Origin of the sequence: Streptomyces sp. NPDC050287 (assembly GCF_044459385.1) — a bacterium.
In the GTDB taxonomy this organism is placed as follows: domain Bacteria; phylum Actinomycetota; class Actinomycetes; order Streptomycetales; family Streptomycetaceae; genus Streptomyces.
This window is the reverse complement of record NZ_JBITIY010000019.1, coordinates 68,019-85,047: the sequence shown is the minus strand read 5'-3', so window position 1 is coordinate 85,047 and position 17,029 is coordinate 68,019. Positions and strand designations below refer to the sequence as shown.

11 protein-coding genes are annotated in these 17,029 nt (G+C 71.6%); 4 read left to right on the top strand and 7 right to left on the bottom strand.

Features of this window, described 5'->3' with window-relative positions; all coding sequences use genetic code 11:
* The first annotated feature begins 157 nt into the window (after positions 1 to 157).
* Positions 158 to 1,258 (top strand): citrate synthase 2, encoded by a 1,101-nt coding sequence (locus ACIBK3_RS41685; protein ID WP_399373433.1) that lies wholly within the window; start codon positions 158 to 160, stop codon positions 1,256 to 1,258.
* Positions 1,259 to 1,645: 387 nt separating this feature from the next.
* Here ACIBK3_RS41685 and ACIBK3_RS41680 read toward each other — a convergent pair whose 3' ends face one another.
* The 3 genes from ACIBK3_RS41680 to ACIBK3_RS41670 form a co-directional block, all read right to left on the bottom strand.
* The gene (locus ACIBK3_RS41680; protein ID WP_399373432.1) at positions 1,646 to 2,356 is read right to left on the bottom strand and encodes a PucR family transcriptional regulator; all 711 of its coding nucleotides are present in this window, start codon (positions 2,354 to 2,356) and stop codon (positions 1,646 to 1,648) included.
* 631 nt (positions 2,357 to 2,987) lie between these two features.
* A complete protein-coding gene (locus tag ACIBK3_RS41675) occupies positions 2,988 to 4,178 on the bottom strand; it encodes a hypothetical protein (RefSeq protein WP_399373431.1) in 1,191 nt (396 codons plus the stop codon).
* A gap of 273 nt (positions 4,179 to 4,451) precedes the next feature.
* Positions 4,452 to 8,315 (bottom strand): helix-turn-helix domain-containing protein, encoded by a 3,864-nt coding sequence (locus ACIBK3_RS41670; protein WP_399373429.1) that lies wholly within the window; start codon positions 8,313 to 8,315, stop codon positions 4,452 to 4,454.
* A gap of 335 nt (positions 8,316 to 8,650) precedes the next feature.
* Here ACIBK3_RS41670 and ACIBK3_RS41665 point away from each other — a divergent pair, with 335 nt between their 5' ends.
* Positions 8,651 to 10,066 carry a PAS domain-containing protein gene (locus ACIBK3_RS41665; protein ID WP_399373427.1) on the top strand — a complete coding sequence of 472 codons (1,416 nt, stop codon included), beginning with the start codon at positions 8,651 to 8,653 and terminating at the stop codon, positions 10,064 to 10,066.
* Positions 10,067 to 10,110: 44 nt separating this feature from the next.
* Here ACIBK3_RS41665 and ACIBK3_RS41660 read toward each other — a convergent pair whose 3' ends face one another.
* Positions 10,111 to 10,866 (bottom strand): SIS domain-containing protein, encoded by a 756-nt coding sequence (locus tag ACIBK3_RS41660; protein ID WP_399373426.1) that lies wholly within the window; start codon positions 10,864 to 10,866, stop codon positions 10,111 to 10,113.
* Positions 10,867 to 11,203: 337 nt separating this feature from the next.
* Between ACIBK3_RS41660 and ACIBK3_RS41655 the strand changes: the two genes are divergently transcribed.
* The gene (locus ACIBK3_RS41655; RefSeq protein ID WP_399373425.1) at positions 11,204 to 11,896 is read left to right on the top strand and encodes a metal-dependent transcriptional regulator; all 693 of its coding nucleotides are present in this window, start codon (positions 11,204 to 11,206) and stop codon (positions 11,894 to 11,896) included.
* A gap of 638 nt (positions 11,897 to 12,534) precedes the next feature.
* On the top strand, positions 12,535 to 13,434 hold the full coding sequence (locus ACIBK3_RS41650) for an alpha/beta fold hydrolase (protein ID WP_399373424.1): 900 nt from the start codon (positions 12,535 to 12,537) through the stop codon (positions 13,432 to 13,434).
* A gap of 66 nt (positions 13,435 to 13,500) precedes the next feature.
* On the opposite strand, the gene ACIBK3_RS41645 is transcribed toward ACIBK3_RS41650, so the two are convergent.
* The 3 genes from ACIBK3_RS41645 to ACIBK3_RS41635 all read right to left on the bottom strand — a co-directional run bounded on the left by ACIBK3_RS41645 (position 13,501) and on the right by ACIBK3_RS41635 (position 16,719).
* Complete coding sequence (locus ACIBK3_RS41645) at positions 13,501 to 15,129, bottom strand: transporter (protein ID WP_399373423.1); 1,629 nt, start codon at positions 15,127 to 15,129, stop codon at positions 13,501 to 13,503.
* Complete coding sequence (locus ACIBK3_RS41640) at positions 15,126 to 15,920, bottom strand: ABC transporter ATP-binding protein (protein ID WP_399373422.1); 795 nt, start codon at positions 15,918 to 15,920, stop codon at positions 15,126 to 15,128. The genes ACIBK3_RS41645 and ACIBK3_RS41640 overlap by 4 nt, the downstream gene beginning before the upstream one ends.
* Positions 15,921 to 16,065: 145 nt before the next feature.
* Positions 16,066 to 16,719 carry a bifunctional DNA primase/polymerase gene (locus ACIBK3_RS41635; protein WP_399373420.1) on the bottom strand — a complete coding sequence of 218 codons (654 nt, stop codon included), beginning with the start codon at positions 16,717 to 16,719 and terminating at the stop codon, positions 16,066 to 16,068.
* Between the last annotated feature and the right edge of the window lie 310 nt (positions 16,720 to 17,029).

The window sequence follows — 17,029 nt, the reverse complement described above, 5'->3', positions numbered from 1 at the left end:
CAAGGGTGGCACTCAGGGATATGGTGCAGATGTCCTCCCGGTGGATGACCGTCGGCCGCACGGGGCACCACCGGGCTCATCGCCAGGACCGCGAGTCCCCGCACGGACCGTGGATCCCCCGGAGCCACCTGTCGCACACATCACGAGGAGCCGCCTGATGTCCGACTTCGTACCCGGACTCGAAGGAGTCATCGCGTTCGAAACGGAGATCGCCGAACCGGACAAGGAAGGCGGCGCCCTGCGATACCGGGGCGTCGACATCGAGAACCTGGTCGGCCACGTCTCCTTCGGCAACGTCTGGGGCCTCCTCGTCGACGGAGCCTTCAACCCCGGCCTGCCGCCCGCCGAACCCTTCCCCATCCCCGTCCACTCCGGCGACATCCGCGTCGACGTCCAGTCCGCCCTCGCCATGCTCGCCCCCGTGTGGGGCCTCAAGCCACTCCTTGACATCGACGCCGAGCAGGCCCGCGAGGACCTCGCCCGGGCCGCCGTCATGGCCCTCTCCTACGTCGCCCAGTCCGCCCGCGGCCAAGGCCTGCCCATGGTCCCCCAGAGCGAGATCGACAAGGCCCAGTCCGTCGTCGAACGCTTCATGATCCGCTGGCGCGGCGAACCCGACCCCAAACATGTCGCGGCCGTGGACGCGTACTGGACCTCGGCGGCCGAACACGGCATGAACGCCTCCACCTTCACGGCCCGCGTCATCGCCTCCACCGGCGCCGACGTCGCCGCGGCCCTCTCCGGCGCCGTAGGAGCCATGTCCGGCCCCCTCCATGGCGGCGCCCCCTCCCGTGTCCTCCACATGATCGAGGAGATCGAACGCACCGGCGACGCCGAGGCCTACGTCAAGCAGGCCCTCGACAAGGGCGAGCGCCTCATGGGCTTCGGCCACCGCGTCTACCGCGCCGAGGACCCCCGCGCCCGCGTCCTGCGCCGCACCGCCCGCGAACTCGGCGCCCCGCGCTTCGAGATCGCCGAGGCCCTCGAGAAGGCCGCCCTCGCCGAACTCCACGCCCGCCGCCCCGACCGCGTCCTCGCCACCAACGTCGAGTTCTGGGCCGCGATCATCCTCGACTTCGCCGAGGTTCCGGCCCACATGTTCACATCCATGTTCACCTGCGCCCGCACGGCCGGCTGGTCGGCCCACATCCTGGAGCAGAAGCGCACCGGCCGCCTGGTCCGCCCGTCGGCCCGCTACATCGGCCCCGGCACACGCGGCCCCCAGGAGATCGAGGGCTACGGCGACATCGCCCACTGAACCCGCCCCGCCCTGCCCTGTCCGCGAACGCAGACGACCCGCGAGCTCGGGGTCCCTCCGCCTCACGGCGGAGAAGCCGGCCGGACGTACCGGCGAGCTCGCGGGTCGGGTGACTGCTTGGGATTGGGCCGGCTGCACGCTTCTTTCACGTGCTGGTCCGGCACCGCACTCGGTGTGGTGACGGGCGCTAGCCCGCAGTCACCTCACGCGTCCGGATTTCATACATCTGCCGAACCACCTCCCTTCTCGTGTAGCCCACACCTTAAGAACCCGTCGGCGACCGTTCAACCGGTTTTCCCGGATGTCGACCCTGCTGATTCCGGCCGACTGCCCCAGCCATGTCCGTCACCGCGCCGCAGGAGCCGCGGATTGGGTGCGCCGGGCCGGTCAGCCCTGCTGGGGCGAGGTCCGCTGGAGCCGCATCAGAGCGTGGGCCGCGAGCGCCGTACACAGCGTCCGCATACCGCTCACGGAGGTCGGCGAGTGGCCGGTCAGCTGCTCGATCCGTCGCAGCCGGTAGTCGATGGTGCTGCGGTGGATGATGAGTTCCGACGCGGCCCGGGCCCGGTTGCCGTCTGCCGCGATGAGCGCCTTCAGCGTCTCCAGCAGCTCCGGACGGTCGACCACCGGCTCGATCAGAACCGCGAGGTACCGGGACACCGCCGGGCTGCTCGCCACCGCGCACTCCACTGCCACGTCGCCGAGCTGGTAGACGCCGGGCTTGCGGTTCAGTGCACACACCACCGTGAGGACGTTCGTCACCTCGTACACAACGTTCCCCAGTTCCTCGTACGGCCGCCAGGCCACCGAGATCCACACCCCGTCACTGAGGTCCTCCCGGACCTGATGGGCCAGCCGCAGGGCCTGCTGCCGGTCCGGGGCGGGCGCCAGCAGCTGACCGCCACCGCCGCTCAGCCGCAGCTGGGCGGCCGGCCCGAAGCGCCGCCAGAGCACGGCGGCCAGCGCGGAGCCGGCGCAGTCCCTCGCCCTGATCGCGAGAGCGGCCCAGGCCGGCTCCGGCGCCACGGTCACCTGCACCGGCCTACCGCCGGTGCGGGCGGGGACCGGTATGGGCTGTCGGAGGGGTTGAGTGGTCATGTCGTTCCTAACCTCGGCGGGTGCACGCCGGATGAACGCCGGCTGGACGGTCGCGGGCGGCCGCCGGGCTTCCGGCGTCCGCCCGCCTGCACCACCCGTGGGGTGATGCGGCCGGGCATACAGCGGACTCTCGTGGGGGTGAGGTTGTTGCACAATCCCAGCTCAGGGGATGAAACAACCCGGAATCGTGGGTGGAGTCCGGTCCCGCGGGCCCCCGCACGCTCCGCCCGCCCGCGGCTGACGCGAGCCGTACGGCCGGGAGGCGGTGGAGGCGGTGGGCGGTGGAGGCGGCCCGGGCCGCGGCCGGCCGTTCGGGTCGCGGTGCGCGGTCTTGTGGCCCGTCGTCGCGGTCGGTGTGACGCCTCCCGCGCGATCAGCACCCAAGCCTGGTACTCGTCGCGGTCCTGAGCTCCTGAGGTCCTGAGGTCCTGCGGCAGCAGGCACGGCACGGCACCTTCACCGGGTGACGTGCCGTGCCTGCTCCCAGCGCCCCGCAACCCCCGGGTCCGGTGAGCGGGCGAAGGCACGCCTCCGTCATCAGGGGGCGTGCCTTCGCCGCTTCAACTCTCCTGGGCGACTTCGGGGATCAGGATTCCGGACAGTCACCTGCCCGTGGGTTCAGTGGCCGGCGTTACTTGATCCACCAGTTGGTCAGCCCGTCGATCTGCGGCGCCGCGTGCCGGAAGGTGGGGCGGTTCGCCTGCTGACGGGGGTAGCTGCACAAGGAGGTGCGGTACCAGCTCACCTCGACGTCGTCCTGCTGGAACACGTGGGACCTGTAGTTGGACGCATAGGCGTCGAGCCAGGCCGGCCGATTCCTGAGGGGCACAGCGAAGCAGTGGGAGTAACCGGAGGAGTGGTCCGCGATCAGTATTCCCCCGGTGTTGGGGTAGACCTTGACCTGCAGGTGGTGCCAGGGGCTCGGGGACTGCCCTTGGCAGTGAGCTTCCCACTCCGAGCTGTTCATCAAGGCAGACCGGAAAGCCACGTCGGCGGACTGGATCTTCGCGCCGTTGTAGGAGATCGTGTGGGGCACCACGAGCGTCGTGTCCCGGACCCTAAGGTCCTTGTGGTGCCAGCGGCCCCCACCGTTCCATTGGTACTGCATGTGGAGGATGGCTTCGCCCTTTAGCTGGACGAAGCCCGGGGCGAGGTTCAGCCAGCCCTTGGAGCCGGGCGCGACGTCAACGGTGTTCGTCTCGCCGAGCGTCCAACTGCTCGGTGTGGAGGCTCCGAACGTGAGGTCACCCAGGATGCCGGCGCTCGCGCTGAAGGCCTTGCTCAGCCAGTTCGCGTGGTACTCCCTGTCGGTGCCCACGTCGGGCAGGAAGCCGAAGGACTCGAACGTGGTTCCGTGACCGGGGGTGAACGTGGTGTTGACTGCCTTGTGGCCGGCGGTACAGCCCCAGCCCGGGCTCGTGGTGGACAGTTGGCTGTAGTCGGTGTAGTCGGACATCTGAGGGTTGACCCAGGTGATCTTCTGGATCTGCCAACGCATGATGTTGCCGTCGCGGCCGTTGCTCCAGTCCGAGGAGCAATGCGCGTTGGAGCTGGTCAGGCAGCGCCGGACGATCACCGACTGGTCCATGTATTTCTGTTTGGCGGCCGTGGGGACCCACGGGTCCTCGATCTTCAGCCCATAGGACGACTCACTGTCGATGCAGTGCGCGAAGTTGTTGTTGATCAGCCCGCCGCACCCCCATGAGTCGGCACTGGCCTGGGGCGCCTGGGCCAGCCCCACACCGAGTGTGCTCGACGTGAGGGCGATTACGCTGCTGAGGAGTGTGACGGCGCGCAGCCGCATCCTCGGGAATCTCTTCACGGATCAGCCTCCGTGTTTCTCTGAATTCTGGTCGACTCCGGCGGAGTCGATCTCTTCCCTGTGAGGATTGTGCGACCGCTGTTTCGCCCGACGGAACCTTACCCGGCAGTTATCCGAAGAACTCTGAATTCAATGTCGGGAATTGTTTCCCGGGTATATCCGGAGTATATCCCGGGAATTACCGATGTCGGTGCCGGTCGGATTTCTTGGTTCGGCTGCGGGCCTGGCAGCTCGCGGAGGTCGGCGCTCAACGCGGTGGCGGCACCGCACCGTTCATCGGGCACACACGCTGCGGTAGGCGGCCTCGGGGATGTAGGTGTGCCACTGGGCAGGGGACAGCGTCGTTCCCGTGCGGGCGCAGATCCAGGTGGCTGCGTATGAGGGGTTGACGGGGTAGTGCTGGAGTGGGACGTGCGCACTGGTGGCGTAGAGGGTGGCGGCGTTCGGGGTGAAGGCGACGGAGGTGATGGCGTCGCCGGGGGTGGTGAGGCCGCTGCCGAGGGGCTGCTGGCCGGCGGTGTCCCACAGCTGGAGCGAGCCGGAGTCGCCGGCGACGGCGAGGGTGCCGCCGTCCGGGCTGAAGGCCAGGGCACCGACGGCCTCCGGGGAGCCGTTCGCCGGGGGGTCGGGGAAGACGTTGGGCAGGACGCCGAGCCGGTGGGTGAGGTCGCCGTCCCACAGGGCGACGCGCCCCGACGCGTCGCCGACCGCGGCCCGGGAGCCGTCCGGGCTGAAGGCCACCGCCACGATCTCCTCTCCCGGGCCCAGGGGCCGAGTCGTACGGGTCCCGGAGGACAGGGTGGTGAGGCGGTCGCCGTCGATGAGCAGGCGGCCGTCCGGCCGCAGCGCCGGCGCTGCGGGGTTCATGTCGCCGAGGACGGCGGTCCTGCGGCCGGTCGTGGTGTCCCAGGTCTCGCCGATCTGGCGGGCGGACTGGTCGCGGACGGCCACCAGCAGCCGTCCGCCGGGGCCGAGGGCGATGTACTCCGCCGCTGCGGCCCGCGACGGTGCCAGGTCCAGCGTCGTGCGCAGGCGAGCACGTGCGAGGTCCCAGAGGGCCAGCGACTGTGCCGAGGCGCCCCCGCCCGATGCGGAGACGCCGTACGCGAAGGCCGTGCCGTCCGGGCTGAAGGCCATCAGCGGCAGCGGCACGGCGTCCGTCGCCGGCCCGGCTCCGTGGTCGGCGCCGAAGAGCGGGGCGGCGGGCAGCGTACGGAGCAGGCGGCCGTCGCCCGTGTCCCGCAGCCGGAACGCGTAGCCGCCGGCGGACTGCTCGGCGGTGGCGAGCGTACGGCCGTCCGGGCTCAGCAGCGCGGCGCTCACCGGGGTGCCGCGCCACGCGGAGGTGGTCGCCGGCCCCAGGGCGAGCGTGTGCACCGTGCTCCCCTCGAGGTACCGCACCTCGGGCCGGTCGGGGTCCCAGGCGATGGCGCCGATCGGCCGCTGGTCGTTGAGGGAGTGGCGGAAGACGGGGGCATCGGGCGCGGAGAGCCGCCATACGGAGAGCTCGGCGGGACCGGAGACGGCCAGGAAACCGCCGTCCCCGCTGAAGGACACGGATGCGGCGTCCGGGTAGGCGATGTCCGCGACCTGCTGTCCCGATGCCGTGTCCCAGACGTGTACGTCCGTCTCGGAGACCGCCGCGAGCAGGTGGCCGCGGGGGTCGAATTCCACGCGGGAGTTGTCGTCGCCGCAGGTGTTCGCGCCCGCTCTTGTCCAGGCACCCGCGAGGTCGCGGTGCGAGGCGATGTCGCGGACCTGGAGGGGGCCGCTGACGGGGCAGACCGCCACCAGGCGGCCGTCGGCCGTCGCGGCCACGTTCGTCTCGCTGTCCGCCCGGGCCTCGAACAGCACTCGACCGTCCGAGACGGCATGCAGTTGCTGCCGCGGCTTGTCGATGGAGCTGACGAGGTAGGTCCGGGGGGCGGCGTCGAAGGAGACCATGTTCTGCGACGAGACCGGCGCCGGGCCGGCCCAGCGGCCCGAGGTGAGGTCCCACAGCCGTTCGCCCCAGTCGCCGTCGACCTCGAGGAGCCTGCCGTCGCGGCCGGCTGTGAAGGCCCCCGAGGTCCCCGCCGGCAGCCGCCCGGAGGCGAGGGCCCGGTGGGTGACGGTGCTCCAGGTTCGCCAGGTCCGCCCGCTGACACTCAGCAGGACGCGTCCGGAGCCGACGAGGAAGCGGGTGGCCGTGTCGCTCTGCGCGGGATCGGTGAACGCATCCCGCTCGGGCTGGGCCAGGGCGTCCAGCAGGGCCGCACGGGTCTCCGGCAGGGCCGCGATCCGCCAGGCGGCCAGGCTCAGCAGCATCGCGGACCGCGGGTCCGTGGTCCGCATGGTGTCGGACACCGCGGCGACCCGCCGGGCGGCGGTGTCCTCCTCGTCCCGCACCTCGGTGCCGTGCTGCTGCCAGGCGACCAGGCTGATCACCAGCGCCACGGCGAGCAGGCCGGAGAGCGTGGCGGCCAGGCGCCGGGTCCGCCGCCTGGTACGGGCGACGACGTGCCGCTCCGCGTCGCGTGCGGCGAGTGCCGCGTTCAGGAACGCGCGCTCGGCCGAGGTGAGATGCTCGCGCCGGGCGTCAGGCGACGGCTTGCCCGGTGACCGCTGCCCGGGTGACCGCTCATCGGACGACGGCTGCCCCGGTGACCGCTCACCCGGCGACCGCCGGCCCGGCGAAGGCTCGGACCGCTCTCCCGGCGCGAAGAGCTCCGCGGCGCGGTCCAGGCGCACACCCCGGTACAGGGCCCCCGGGTCGCGGCCCAGTTCCAGCCAGGCGCGGGCGTCCTCCCCCAGCCTGCGCTGCGCGACCAGCCGGACGCGGTCCTCGTCGATCCACCGGCCCAGCCGCGGCCAGCTGGTGATCAGCGCCTCGTGGGCGAGTTCCACGGTGTCACCGTCGAGGGCGAGCAGCCGGGCGGCGGCCAGCCGCTCGACGACCATCGGAAGTTCGGGGTCGGACCACTCGTCCAGTTCCGCGCGGGTGGCCGAGCGGCGGGTGTCGGGAGTGCCCTCGCCCGGCGCGATCAACCGAAGCAGCAGACGGCGGGCGGCGCCCTCCTGGGCGGGCGTCAACGTGCCGTACGCGCGTTCCGCGGTGGCCGCGATGGCGCCATGGACGCCGCCCGCCGCCTCGTACGCGGCGAGTGTGAGGATGCGGCCGCGGCGACGGCGCCAGGTCTCCAGCAGCGCGTGCGAGAGCATCGGGAGCGCGCCGGGCTGGTCGACGACCTCCTCGACGAGACGCGAGGCCAGCTCGCGTTCGACCACGAGTCCGGCCGCGGTGGCCGGGCCGGTGACCGCCTCCCGCAGTTCCGCCTGGCTCATCGGCCCCACCAGGAGGCCGCAGTGCCGCAGCGCGTCGGCGAGTTCCGGGTGCTCGGCGCACCGCCCGTAGAAGTCGGCGCGCATCGCGATCACCGTGCGCAGCCGGGAGTCCGGGTCCTTCGCCGTGAGCAGCAGGTCGATGAAACCGGTGCGCTCGGCCCGGTCCCGGCAGAGGGTGAACACCTCCTCGAACTGGTCGACGATCAGCCAGGTGTCGGGGTCACCGTCCTTCGGCGTCAGCAGATGGCCGTACGTGGTCGCCGGGCGCTCTCCCGGAGTGAGGATCCGCAGTGCCGTCGGACGTCCCGGGCCGAGCGTGGTCTCCTGTGCGGCCGGGATCAGCCCGGCGCGCAGCAGCGAGGACTTGCCGCTGCCCGACGCCCCGAACACGGCGGCGAACCGGTGCTCCCGTACCAGCTGCAGCAGCTCGGCCAACGGGCGGTCACGGCCGAAGAACAGGTCCCGGTCACCGGGCTCGAAGCGGGCCAGCCCCCGGTACGGCGACTTCGCGTCGCCCTCGGCGGTGCCCGCGCCGTCGCGGGCCGCGGCCTGCTCTCCGGCGGCCTCCTTCCAGCGCGCTTCCCACTCGCCCGGGTCCGCGTCGCACGCACGCGCGTAGGCCAGCACCACCTCCGCCGACGGCAGCCGGTCTCCTGCCGCGGCCCGCGACAGCGTGGTCACCGACACGCCGGTGCGCTGGGCCATCGCGCGGTACGACGGGTGGCCGGCCTCTCGACGCAGCAGACGCAGTTCGTGGGCGAACCGCTGCACCGGACCGGCGTCAGGATCCAGCGGGCGTTCGGGACGACCCAACGGGACTCCCAGAGGGCGACAAGGGCGACTTTGATCCCGAACACTGACAGGGGCGACCGGCAACGGGCAACGCCGGGCGCCGTGATGTGGATCACCGGCCCGGAGGTTCAGCCTCGGTTGACCTGTGGCTTCTGTGGTCGCGTCCCAGGCCCGGCCCCACAGCGTTCATCCGTCACCGAGGGCACGCGGCGGGGCGGGACGCGTTTTTGGCGTACAACGATTCCTTCAATCTTCTGGGAACTTGGTGTGTGCTGCGTCACGTTCGAGTTGAATGATTGTTGGTGAGCGAACCGACGTGCGGTACGTGCGGACGCGGCAGGCTGCAGGGGGTCCAGGTGAGTGCTTCCCGGCGTAGTGGGACCACCGACGAGATCGGGCCGGACGAGCCCGAGCGGGACGGTCCGGAGAGTTCTGACGGCTCGGACGGCTCGGATCTGCTGGCCGCGCTGCTCGACGGAATGGACGCGGCCTTGTGCGCCTTCGACGCGGACGGGGTGGTGACGCACTGGAACCGTGAGGCGGAGCGGATCCTCGGCTGGAGTGCGGAGGAAGCGGTGGGGCGGCACGGCTTCGCCGGGTGGGCGGTGCGCAGTGCCGATGCCGAGGAGGTCGAGGCGCGGCTGATGTCGGCGATGCACGCTCCTGGGCGGCAGGTGCATGAGTTCGCGCTGCTGACCAAGGACGGCGGCCGGGTGCTCGTACGGACGCAGTCGGCGGCCGTGCGGGGGCCGGACGGGAAGCCCGCCGGGGTGTACTGCGCGTTCAGCGAGGTGCACACGCAGATCGATCTGGAGCGGTCGATCGCGCTGAGTGAGGCGTTGTTCGAGGACGCGTCCTGGGGTGTGGTGCTCGTCGACGTCGATCTGCGGCCCGCCGTGGTCAACGCGCACGCGGCCCGGACGTTCGGTGTCGGGCGTACGTCCGTGCTGGGGCGGCCTCTCGGGGATCTGCTGGCGCAGGGTGTGGAGGAGTTGGAGAGCGCGCTCACTCATGTGCTGGCGGAGGGTGCGCCGCCGGCGCCTGCCGAGATCTGGGTGAGTGTGCGTACTGCGGAGGGCGAGACGCGGCGTTGCTGGCGGTGCGGGTTCGTCCGGCTGGCGTCACCGCTGGCGGAGGAGCCCGTGCCGTTGGGTGTGGGCTGGGTCTTCGAGGACGTGACGGAGGCCAAGCAGAGCGAGCAGGAGGCGTCGCTGCTGCGGTTCCGTACGAACCAGTTGCACCGGGCGGCGCGGGCCGCCGCCGAGTGTGAGGACCCGTTGGAGGCGGCCACCGTTCATCTGGACTTCGCGCTCGCCGGGTTCGCCGACCATGCGCTGATCGACCGGGTCGCGGGTGGTGCGCTGGCCGACGGGGAGGAGACGGGCACGGTACGGCTGGTGCGGGTGGCCGCGACGCCTTCCGGGGCGCCGGGGCCGAGTCCGCTGACCGGGCAGGCGGGGTTGCCGGTGCGGTATGCGGAGGGGCATCCGGCGTTGCAGTGCGTGGACCGGATCGGGGCTGTGCGGGCGAGTGTGGGGGCTGTGCCGGCGGCTCAGGCGCGGGAGTGGGCGCTGGCCCGGCAGTGGCCGGAGGACGCGGTGCACGCGCTGTGTGCGGTGTTGCGGAGCCGGGGGCGGACGCTCGGGGTCGTGACGTTTCTGCGGGGGGCCGGGCGCAGTCAGTTCGAGCGGGGCGACGCGGTGTACGCGGAGGATGTGGCGGTGCGGATCGCCGGTGCGTTGGATCTGGGCGAGGTGGTGGGGCGGGAGTAGGCCCCGCCCCGGCCATCAGCAGCGGTACCGTCAGTGGCGGTACCTCACTGACGGTAGAAGATCCGGTCCGCGTACTTCTCGAACACCCGCCCGTTCCACTCGTGTCCCCCGTCCACGTTCCCGGAGCGCAGGAGCGGGGGTTCGACGCCTCGGTCGGCGAGGCTTCCCGCTGCCGTGGCCATGACCGCCTGGAGGATGGCCGAGGTGACGACGGTGGAGGCGGGGGCGAAGGGGGCGGGGACGGTGTCGAGGGTGAGTTCGGCGTCGCCGGTCGCGATCTTGGAGTCGAGGACGACGTCGCAGTGGTCCTTGAGGTATGTGCCGGAGACATGGCGGGAGCTCGTCTCGGAGGCGTAGGCCACGGAGGTCACGCCGATGACCCGGATGCCGAGGGCGCGGGCTTTCATGGCCATCTCGACGGGGAGCGCGTTGCGGCCGGACAGGGAGATGATCACCAGGGCGTCGCCCGCGCGGAGCGGTGAGCAGTCCAGGACGGCGCTCGCGAGGCCGTCGACGCGTTCCAGGGCGGAGCCGAGGGTGGCCGGCATGACGTCGACGCCGACGACACCGGGGACGGTCAGCAGGTTCATCAGCGCGAGCCCGCCCGCGCGGTAGACGACGTCCTGGGCGGCGAGTGAGGAGTGTCCGGCGCCGAAGGCGAAGAGGCGGCCGCCTGCGGTCACGGTGTCGGCGAGGAGGTTCCCGGCCGCTTCGATGGACGAGGCCTCCTCGTCCCGGACCCGCTGCAGCAGGCCGATCGCGGCGTCGAAGAACTGACCGGACAGCGTGCCGTCGCTCATGCGGGCCCCTTCGGAGCGTGAGGAGGGTGGATCGGATCGATCGGGGTGGCTCGGGTGGATCGGGGTGGGGTGTCTGTGTCGCGGATCACGGTGCGGTCTGGACCAGTGGGATGTCAATACGGCGCGGTCCGGCGCGGCCGTCGTCGATGCGGCCGGGACCGTGGCGTCGTTACCGCCGGGAACAGTGCCGGCGGCTCAGCCGTGGGAACCTCCCCGTAATGCCTTGGTTTCAACGGCGCGGCACGGTTGTCGGTGGTATCCGGCAGAATTGGGTCCAGGGCCAGCGCACGAGCCGCGAAGCTGTCGCGCTTCCGGCGGATCTCATCAAGGGGCACGTATGTCCGGACTGATCGACACGACGGAGATGTATCTCCGCACCATCCTCGAGCTGGAGGAGGAAGGTGTGGTCCCCATGCGCGCCCGGATCGCCGAGCGGCTCGACCAGAGCGGGCCGACGGTCAGCCAGACGGTGGCGCGGATGGAGCGGGACGGCCTGGTGTCCGTCGCGAGCGACCGGCACCTGGAGCTCACCGACGAGGGCCGTCGGCTGGCCACGCGTGTGATGCGCAAGCACCGGCTCGCGGAGTGCCTGCTCGTCGACGTGATCGGTCTGGAGTGGGAGCAGGTGCACGCCGAGGCGTGTCGCTGGGAGCACGTGATGAGTGAGGCCGTCGAGCGCCGTGTGCTGGAGCTGCTGCGGCACCCCACCGAGTCGCCGTACGGCAATCCGATCCCCGGTCTGGAGGAGCTCGGCGAGAAGGACGGTGCCGACCCGTTCCTGGACGAGGGCATGGTGTCGCTGTCGGACCTGGACCCGGGTGCCGACGGCAAGACGGTCGTGGTGCGCCGGATCGGCGAGCCGATCCAGACGGACGCGCAATTGATGTACACGCTGCGCCGGGCGGGTGTGCAGCCCGGTTCGGTGGTGAGCGTGACGGAGTCGGCGGGCGGGGTGCTGGTGGGCAGCGGCGGCGAGGCGGCCGAGCTGGCGTCGGACGTGGCCTCGCACGTGTTCGTCGCCAAGCGCTGAGCGGGCGAGCGCGGAGGGCGGGCTCCTGAGTGCCGTCGCCGCGTCGTTCTCCAGGAGGCAGGCCGTCAACTCCTGGAAAACGGGAGGTGGTTGTGGTATCTCGGCTATCTCGTCGAATACGGGTGCGTGTGCGCCGAATCGCAGCGCCCGGGCGTTTCGCGTGCGAGGCTGTCGCGTGAGGCATATGACCTGAGGGGCTCTTGGCGCGGGCCGGTGGTGACGCCGTCCGGCCGGTGAGGGGGCGGGGACGATGTGCCGTGAACGTGGGGAGGGCCCCGGCGCCGTGTGGCGCCGGGGCCTGTCCTCCCCTGTGCTGACCCGGAGCCCCGAGCTCTCAGGGTCATCCCCTGCGGACCGATGTCCCCGAGCGGTCCGCCTCCCGCTGAAGATCTCCCCTTGGTGGCGGCGATCATTCCTTGAGGGGGGTCACTCGAACGAGGGGTGTTGTCCGGCAGAAGGGGCGAGAACCGACTTTTCGAATAGGTTTTCGATAGTCTGCGGGTGACGCATCACACGGAATCTGCGCTTCAGGGGTGTGGGCAGCACGGCGAACACGGCAGGCAGGACGCGGTTCACAGGACCGTCCGCCCCGAGCGGGAGCGAGCGGTCCGAGCGGAGCTAGGGGGGTGCCAGGACCTATGGCGCGACGCATCGACGTGACCGGGGCGGGCGGCGTACGCCTCGCCGCCTGGGAGTTCGGCGACCCTCCCAAGACCGATCCGGTGAAGGACGGTCCGGGGGAGGCGGGCGCGGGCGAGCGGGCTCCCGGCGTGCTGTTATTGCACGGGTTGATGGGCCGGGCCTCCCACTGGGCGTCCACCGCCCGCTGGCTCTCCGGGCGGCACCGCGCTGTCGCCCTCGACCAGCGGGGCCACGGCCAGAGCGACAAGCCGCCACGGGCCGCCTACACCCGCGAGGCCTACGTCGAGGACGTCGAGGCCGCCCTCGAACAGCTCGGACTCGGCCCGGCCGTCCTCATCGGGCACGCGATGGGTGCCCTGACCGGCTGGCAGCTCGCCGCGAAGCGCCCCGACCTGGTCCGCGGCCTGATCATCTGCGACATGCGGGCCTCCGCTTTCGGCGCCGCCTCGCAGCGCGAGTGGGAGGACTGGTTCAAGGCCTGGCCCACCCCCTTCGCCACGCTCGCCGACGTCCGCAGGTGGTTCGGCGAGGACGATCCCTGGGTGGAGCGCCCGAACCCGGCCCGCGGCGAGTTCTACGCCGAGGTCATGCACGAGTCCCCCGACGGCTGGCGCCCGGTCTTCGATCCCGAGCAGATGCTCGAGTCCCGCGAGACCTGGGTGTACGACGCGCACTGGGAGGAGCTCGCCCAGGTCCAGTGCCCCGCCCTGGTCGTCCGCGGTCTCGACGGTCAGCTGGGCCGCGCCGAGGCGCAGGAGATGGTCCGCGTCCTGCCCCGTGGCGAGTACGCGGAAGTCGCGGACGCCGGCCACCTCGTCCACTACGACCAGCCGCAGGCGTGGCGGGGCGCCATCGAACCCTTCCTGGACGGCGTCCTCACGGACCTCAAGGGCTGACGCCGCCCGGACGGCACGCGCCTCGACGTCCGGGCGACCGGTCCGCCGCCACTCCCGCCCCAAAGGTCACCCCTTGCTGACCGCCAGCAGAATCTCCGGCAGTTGCCGTGCCGTCCGCGGCGCCGCCAGCCGCAGGCCCCCCACCGTGATCGCAGCCCCGTAGACCGCGCCCACCGGCAGCAGCAGCCAGCTCCACTCGTCGCCGCCGTCGGTGACGTTCAGCCAGATCGTCCCGGCGATGACCGGGGCGCACAGCAGGGCCGCCGAGACCATGCCGCCGAGGATGGCCATGAAGGCGAGCCCGGACTGCCCGGGGGCCACGTTCTTGTAGCCCTCCTGCGGAATGGAGTACGGGAAGCGCGCCGAGGTCCACGCCCCGGTCGCCAGCATGGCCCCGAGCAGCGCGAAGGACAGTCCGAGCACCTCGGGCAGTTTCGGCCAGTCGTCGAGCAGCGCGGTCGTCAGCACGGTGACGAGGGTGGCGTACGGCAGGGTGATCACCAGCAGCGCGAGCGCCCGCGCGCGCAGTTCGACGTACGCGTCCCTGGTGGTGGAGACGGTCATCGCGACCAGCCAGAACGCGGACGTGTCCTGTCCGAACTGGTTGTACATCTGGACGCCGAGCATCCCGGCGGCGAAGCAGGCGAAGTAGAGGGAGCCGGTGCCCTGGAGGGCGTTGAACACGGGCACGATCAGGCCGATGGCGAGGGAGGTCACCCAGGCCGCCTTGGTCTTGGGGTCGCGCCACACGTAGCGCAGGCTGCGTTCCATGACCGTGCCGGTCCGTCCGGGCGGCAGGAGACGGGACAGCCCTGCCGAGTTCCGTTCGCGGGGCTTGGCGTCGGCGGCCTGGAGGGTGGAGCCGTCGGGTGCGGTCATCAGCCGGGTCAGATGCCGTGACCACAGGGCGATGAGCGCGGCCAGCGCGAGTGCGGTGAGGGCGAGTTGCAGGACGGCGGTGCCGTACGACCCCTCGCTCGCGGAGTCCGCGGCCCCGATCGCCGACGCGGGCGGCACCCACTTCAGTATCCCGGCGGGTCCGTCGAGCTGGGCCAGGCCGCTCGTTCCCAGCCGCTGCGCGCCGAAGTTCACGACCTGTGCCCCGACCGCGACGACCAGTCCGCTGAGGACCGCGAGGTCCCGGCCCTTGCGGCTGGTCAGCAGCCGGATGTTGGCGACGGCGACGGTCCGGGCGAGGGCCACGCACACCAGCAGCGCGAGGACGGCACCGATGACGCCGACGACGTACGCCACTGCGCCGTGCGCGACCGAGACGACGGAACCGGCCAGCACGCACACCGTGAACAGGGGGCCGATGCCGACCAGGGAGGCCGCGAGCAGAGCCCGTACCAGCGGTCGGGGCCGCAGGGGCAGCATGACCAGCCGGGTGGGATCCAGGGTCTCGTCGCCGCCGGGGAAGAACAGCGGCATCACCGCCCAGCCGGCCGCCAGTACCGCCACCAGCAGAACGACCAGGGAGGCGGCGTGCGCGTGTCCGCGCAGGGCGATCAGGCCGATGAGCTGCAGGGCGGAGAAGAGCAGTACGGCGACGGCCGAGCCGATGTACGCGGCTCGTCGCCCGGCGGACTGCTTGAGTCCGTTCTTGAGCAGCGACAGCTTCAGTCGTACGACGACGGGGGTGATGGCTGCCGCGGGGGTGATGTGACGGGCGCCGGGGGTGCTGTCGGCGCTCATCGGGCCGCTCCGCCGCCCAGCCAGTCCAGGTCGGACCCGGTGTCCCGGCCGTGCGCGCCGACGAGTTCGAGGAACGCCCGCTGCAACGAGGGAGCGTCGCCGCGCACCTCGGCGAGGGTGCCCTGGGCGCGGATGCGTCCGGCGGCCATGACGGCCACCCAGTCGCACAGCGACTCGACGAGCTCCATCACGTGCGAGGAGAAGACGACGGTGGCGCCGGACGCGGTGTACCGCTCCAGCACTTGGCGGATGGTCTGGGCCGAGACCGGGTCGACGCCCTCGAACGGCTCGTCGAGGAAGAGCACTTCGGGGTTGTGGAGGAGGGCGGTGGCGAGCCCGATCTTCTTCCGCATACCGGTCGAGTAGTCGACGACGAGCTTGTGCTGGGCTCCGGCCAGATCGAGGACGTCGAGGAGTTGGGCGGCCCGCTTGTCGACCTCGGCGCCGGGCAGTCCGCGCAACCGGCCGGAGTAGGCGAGCAGTTCACGCCCGGTCAGCCGTTCGAACAGACGCAGGCCCTCGGGCAGTACCCCGATCCGTGCCTTCACCTCGACCGGGTCGCGCCACACGTCGTGCCCGACGACCTCGACGGATCCGTGGTCCGGCCGGAGCAGCCCGGTCACCATCGACAGCGTGGTGGTCTTCCCCGCCCCGTTCGGCCCGACCAGTCCGATGAACTTCCCCGCGGGCAGGTCCAGGTCGATCCCCGCCACGGCGACCTGCTGCCCGAACCGCTTCCAGAGCCCCCGCACCCGTACGGCGGCCGAACCCATCACTGCTCCCGACGTCATACCAGAACACTACGGTCCGGGAGTACGCCGCTCGGGGGCAGGTCTACGGTCCGGGAGCGCGCCGCTCGGGGGCAGGTCTACGGTCCGGGAGCGCGCCGCTCGGGGGCAGGTCTACGGTCCGGGAGCGCGCCGCTCGGGGGGCAGGTCAGCGATCCCGCCCGCACGCGTAGGTGAGCGGCGAGATCAGTTCCTCCACGTCCGGCAGCCACCGGTTCACCGAGGTCGGCCGGCGAGCCCACTGCACGGCGCCCGAGGACCCGAACCGGGTCGGCGGTCCGGCGACGTAGGAGCCCTCGCCCAGCGCGACCAGGTCGAGCGACGAGGGCGACCAGCCGAGCTTGCGCACCAGTTCCGGTACCTTCACCGACGCGCCCGGCAGCACGAAGAACTGCATGCGCCGGTCCGGCGTCAAGGTCACCGGGCCGAGCATCAGTTCCATCCGTTCCATCCGGGCGAGCGCGAGGAACCCGGCGGTCTCCGGCACGCAGATCGCGTCGAACGTCCGGCCCGTCGGCAGCAGGATCGACGCCGTCGGCTGCTTCTGCCACATCCGGCGCGCGACGGTCGCACTGCCGGTCGCCTGCGTCGCCCAGTCCGCGCGCGCGGGGTGCGCGCCGGGGGCGGCGCACGCGGGGTCGCCGCACGAGCAGCGCTGCACCCCGTCGGCGGCTTCCAGCCAGGTCCCGGGGAAGACGTCCCAGTGGCGCTCCTCGGCGTAGCGTACGGCTGTGTCCAGCAGCGATTCCCCGCGCTGCGTCGGAATATGAACGGCTTCGGTGCCCGCGATCGTCTCTTCCACGCTCCACTCAACTGCCGCGTCCACCTGGAGTTACGGCCCCCGCGCGCGGGGGAGGGGCATCGATTCCGCATCTGGGGCGCATGGGTGCATGTGCGGGGGCGCGCGGGAGGAAGCGGGGCGTGAGGTGGGTAGCCAAGTACGGGGGCGGCAACCGCCTTTACCCCGGCAATCCTCATATGTCTCGTATGTCTCGCATTGTCGCCGTGTTCGCGGGGCATTGATCTTCACGGCCGGAATTTTTCGTTCCTGACGAGTTCAGCCTGATGAGCTCAGCCCGGCGGGTTCAGCCCGGCGGGTTCAGGAAGTCCGT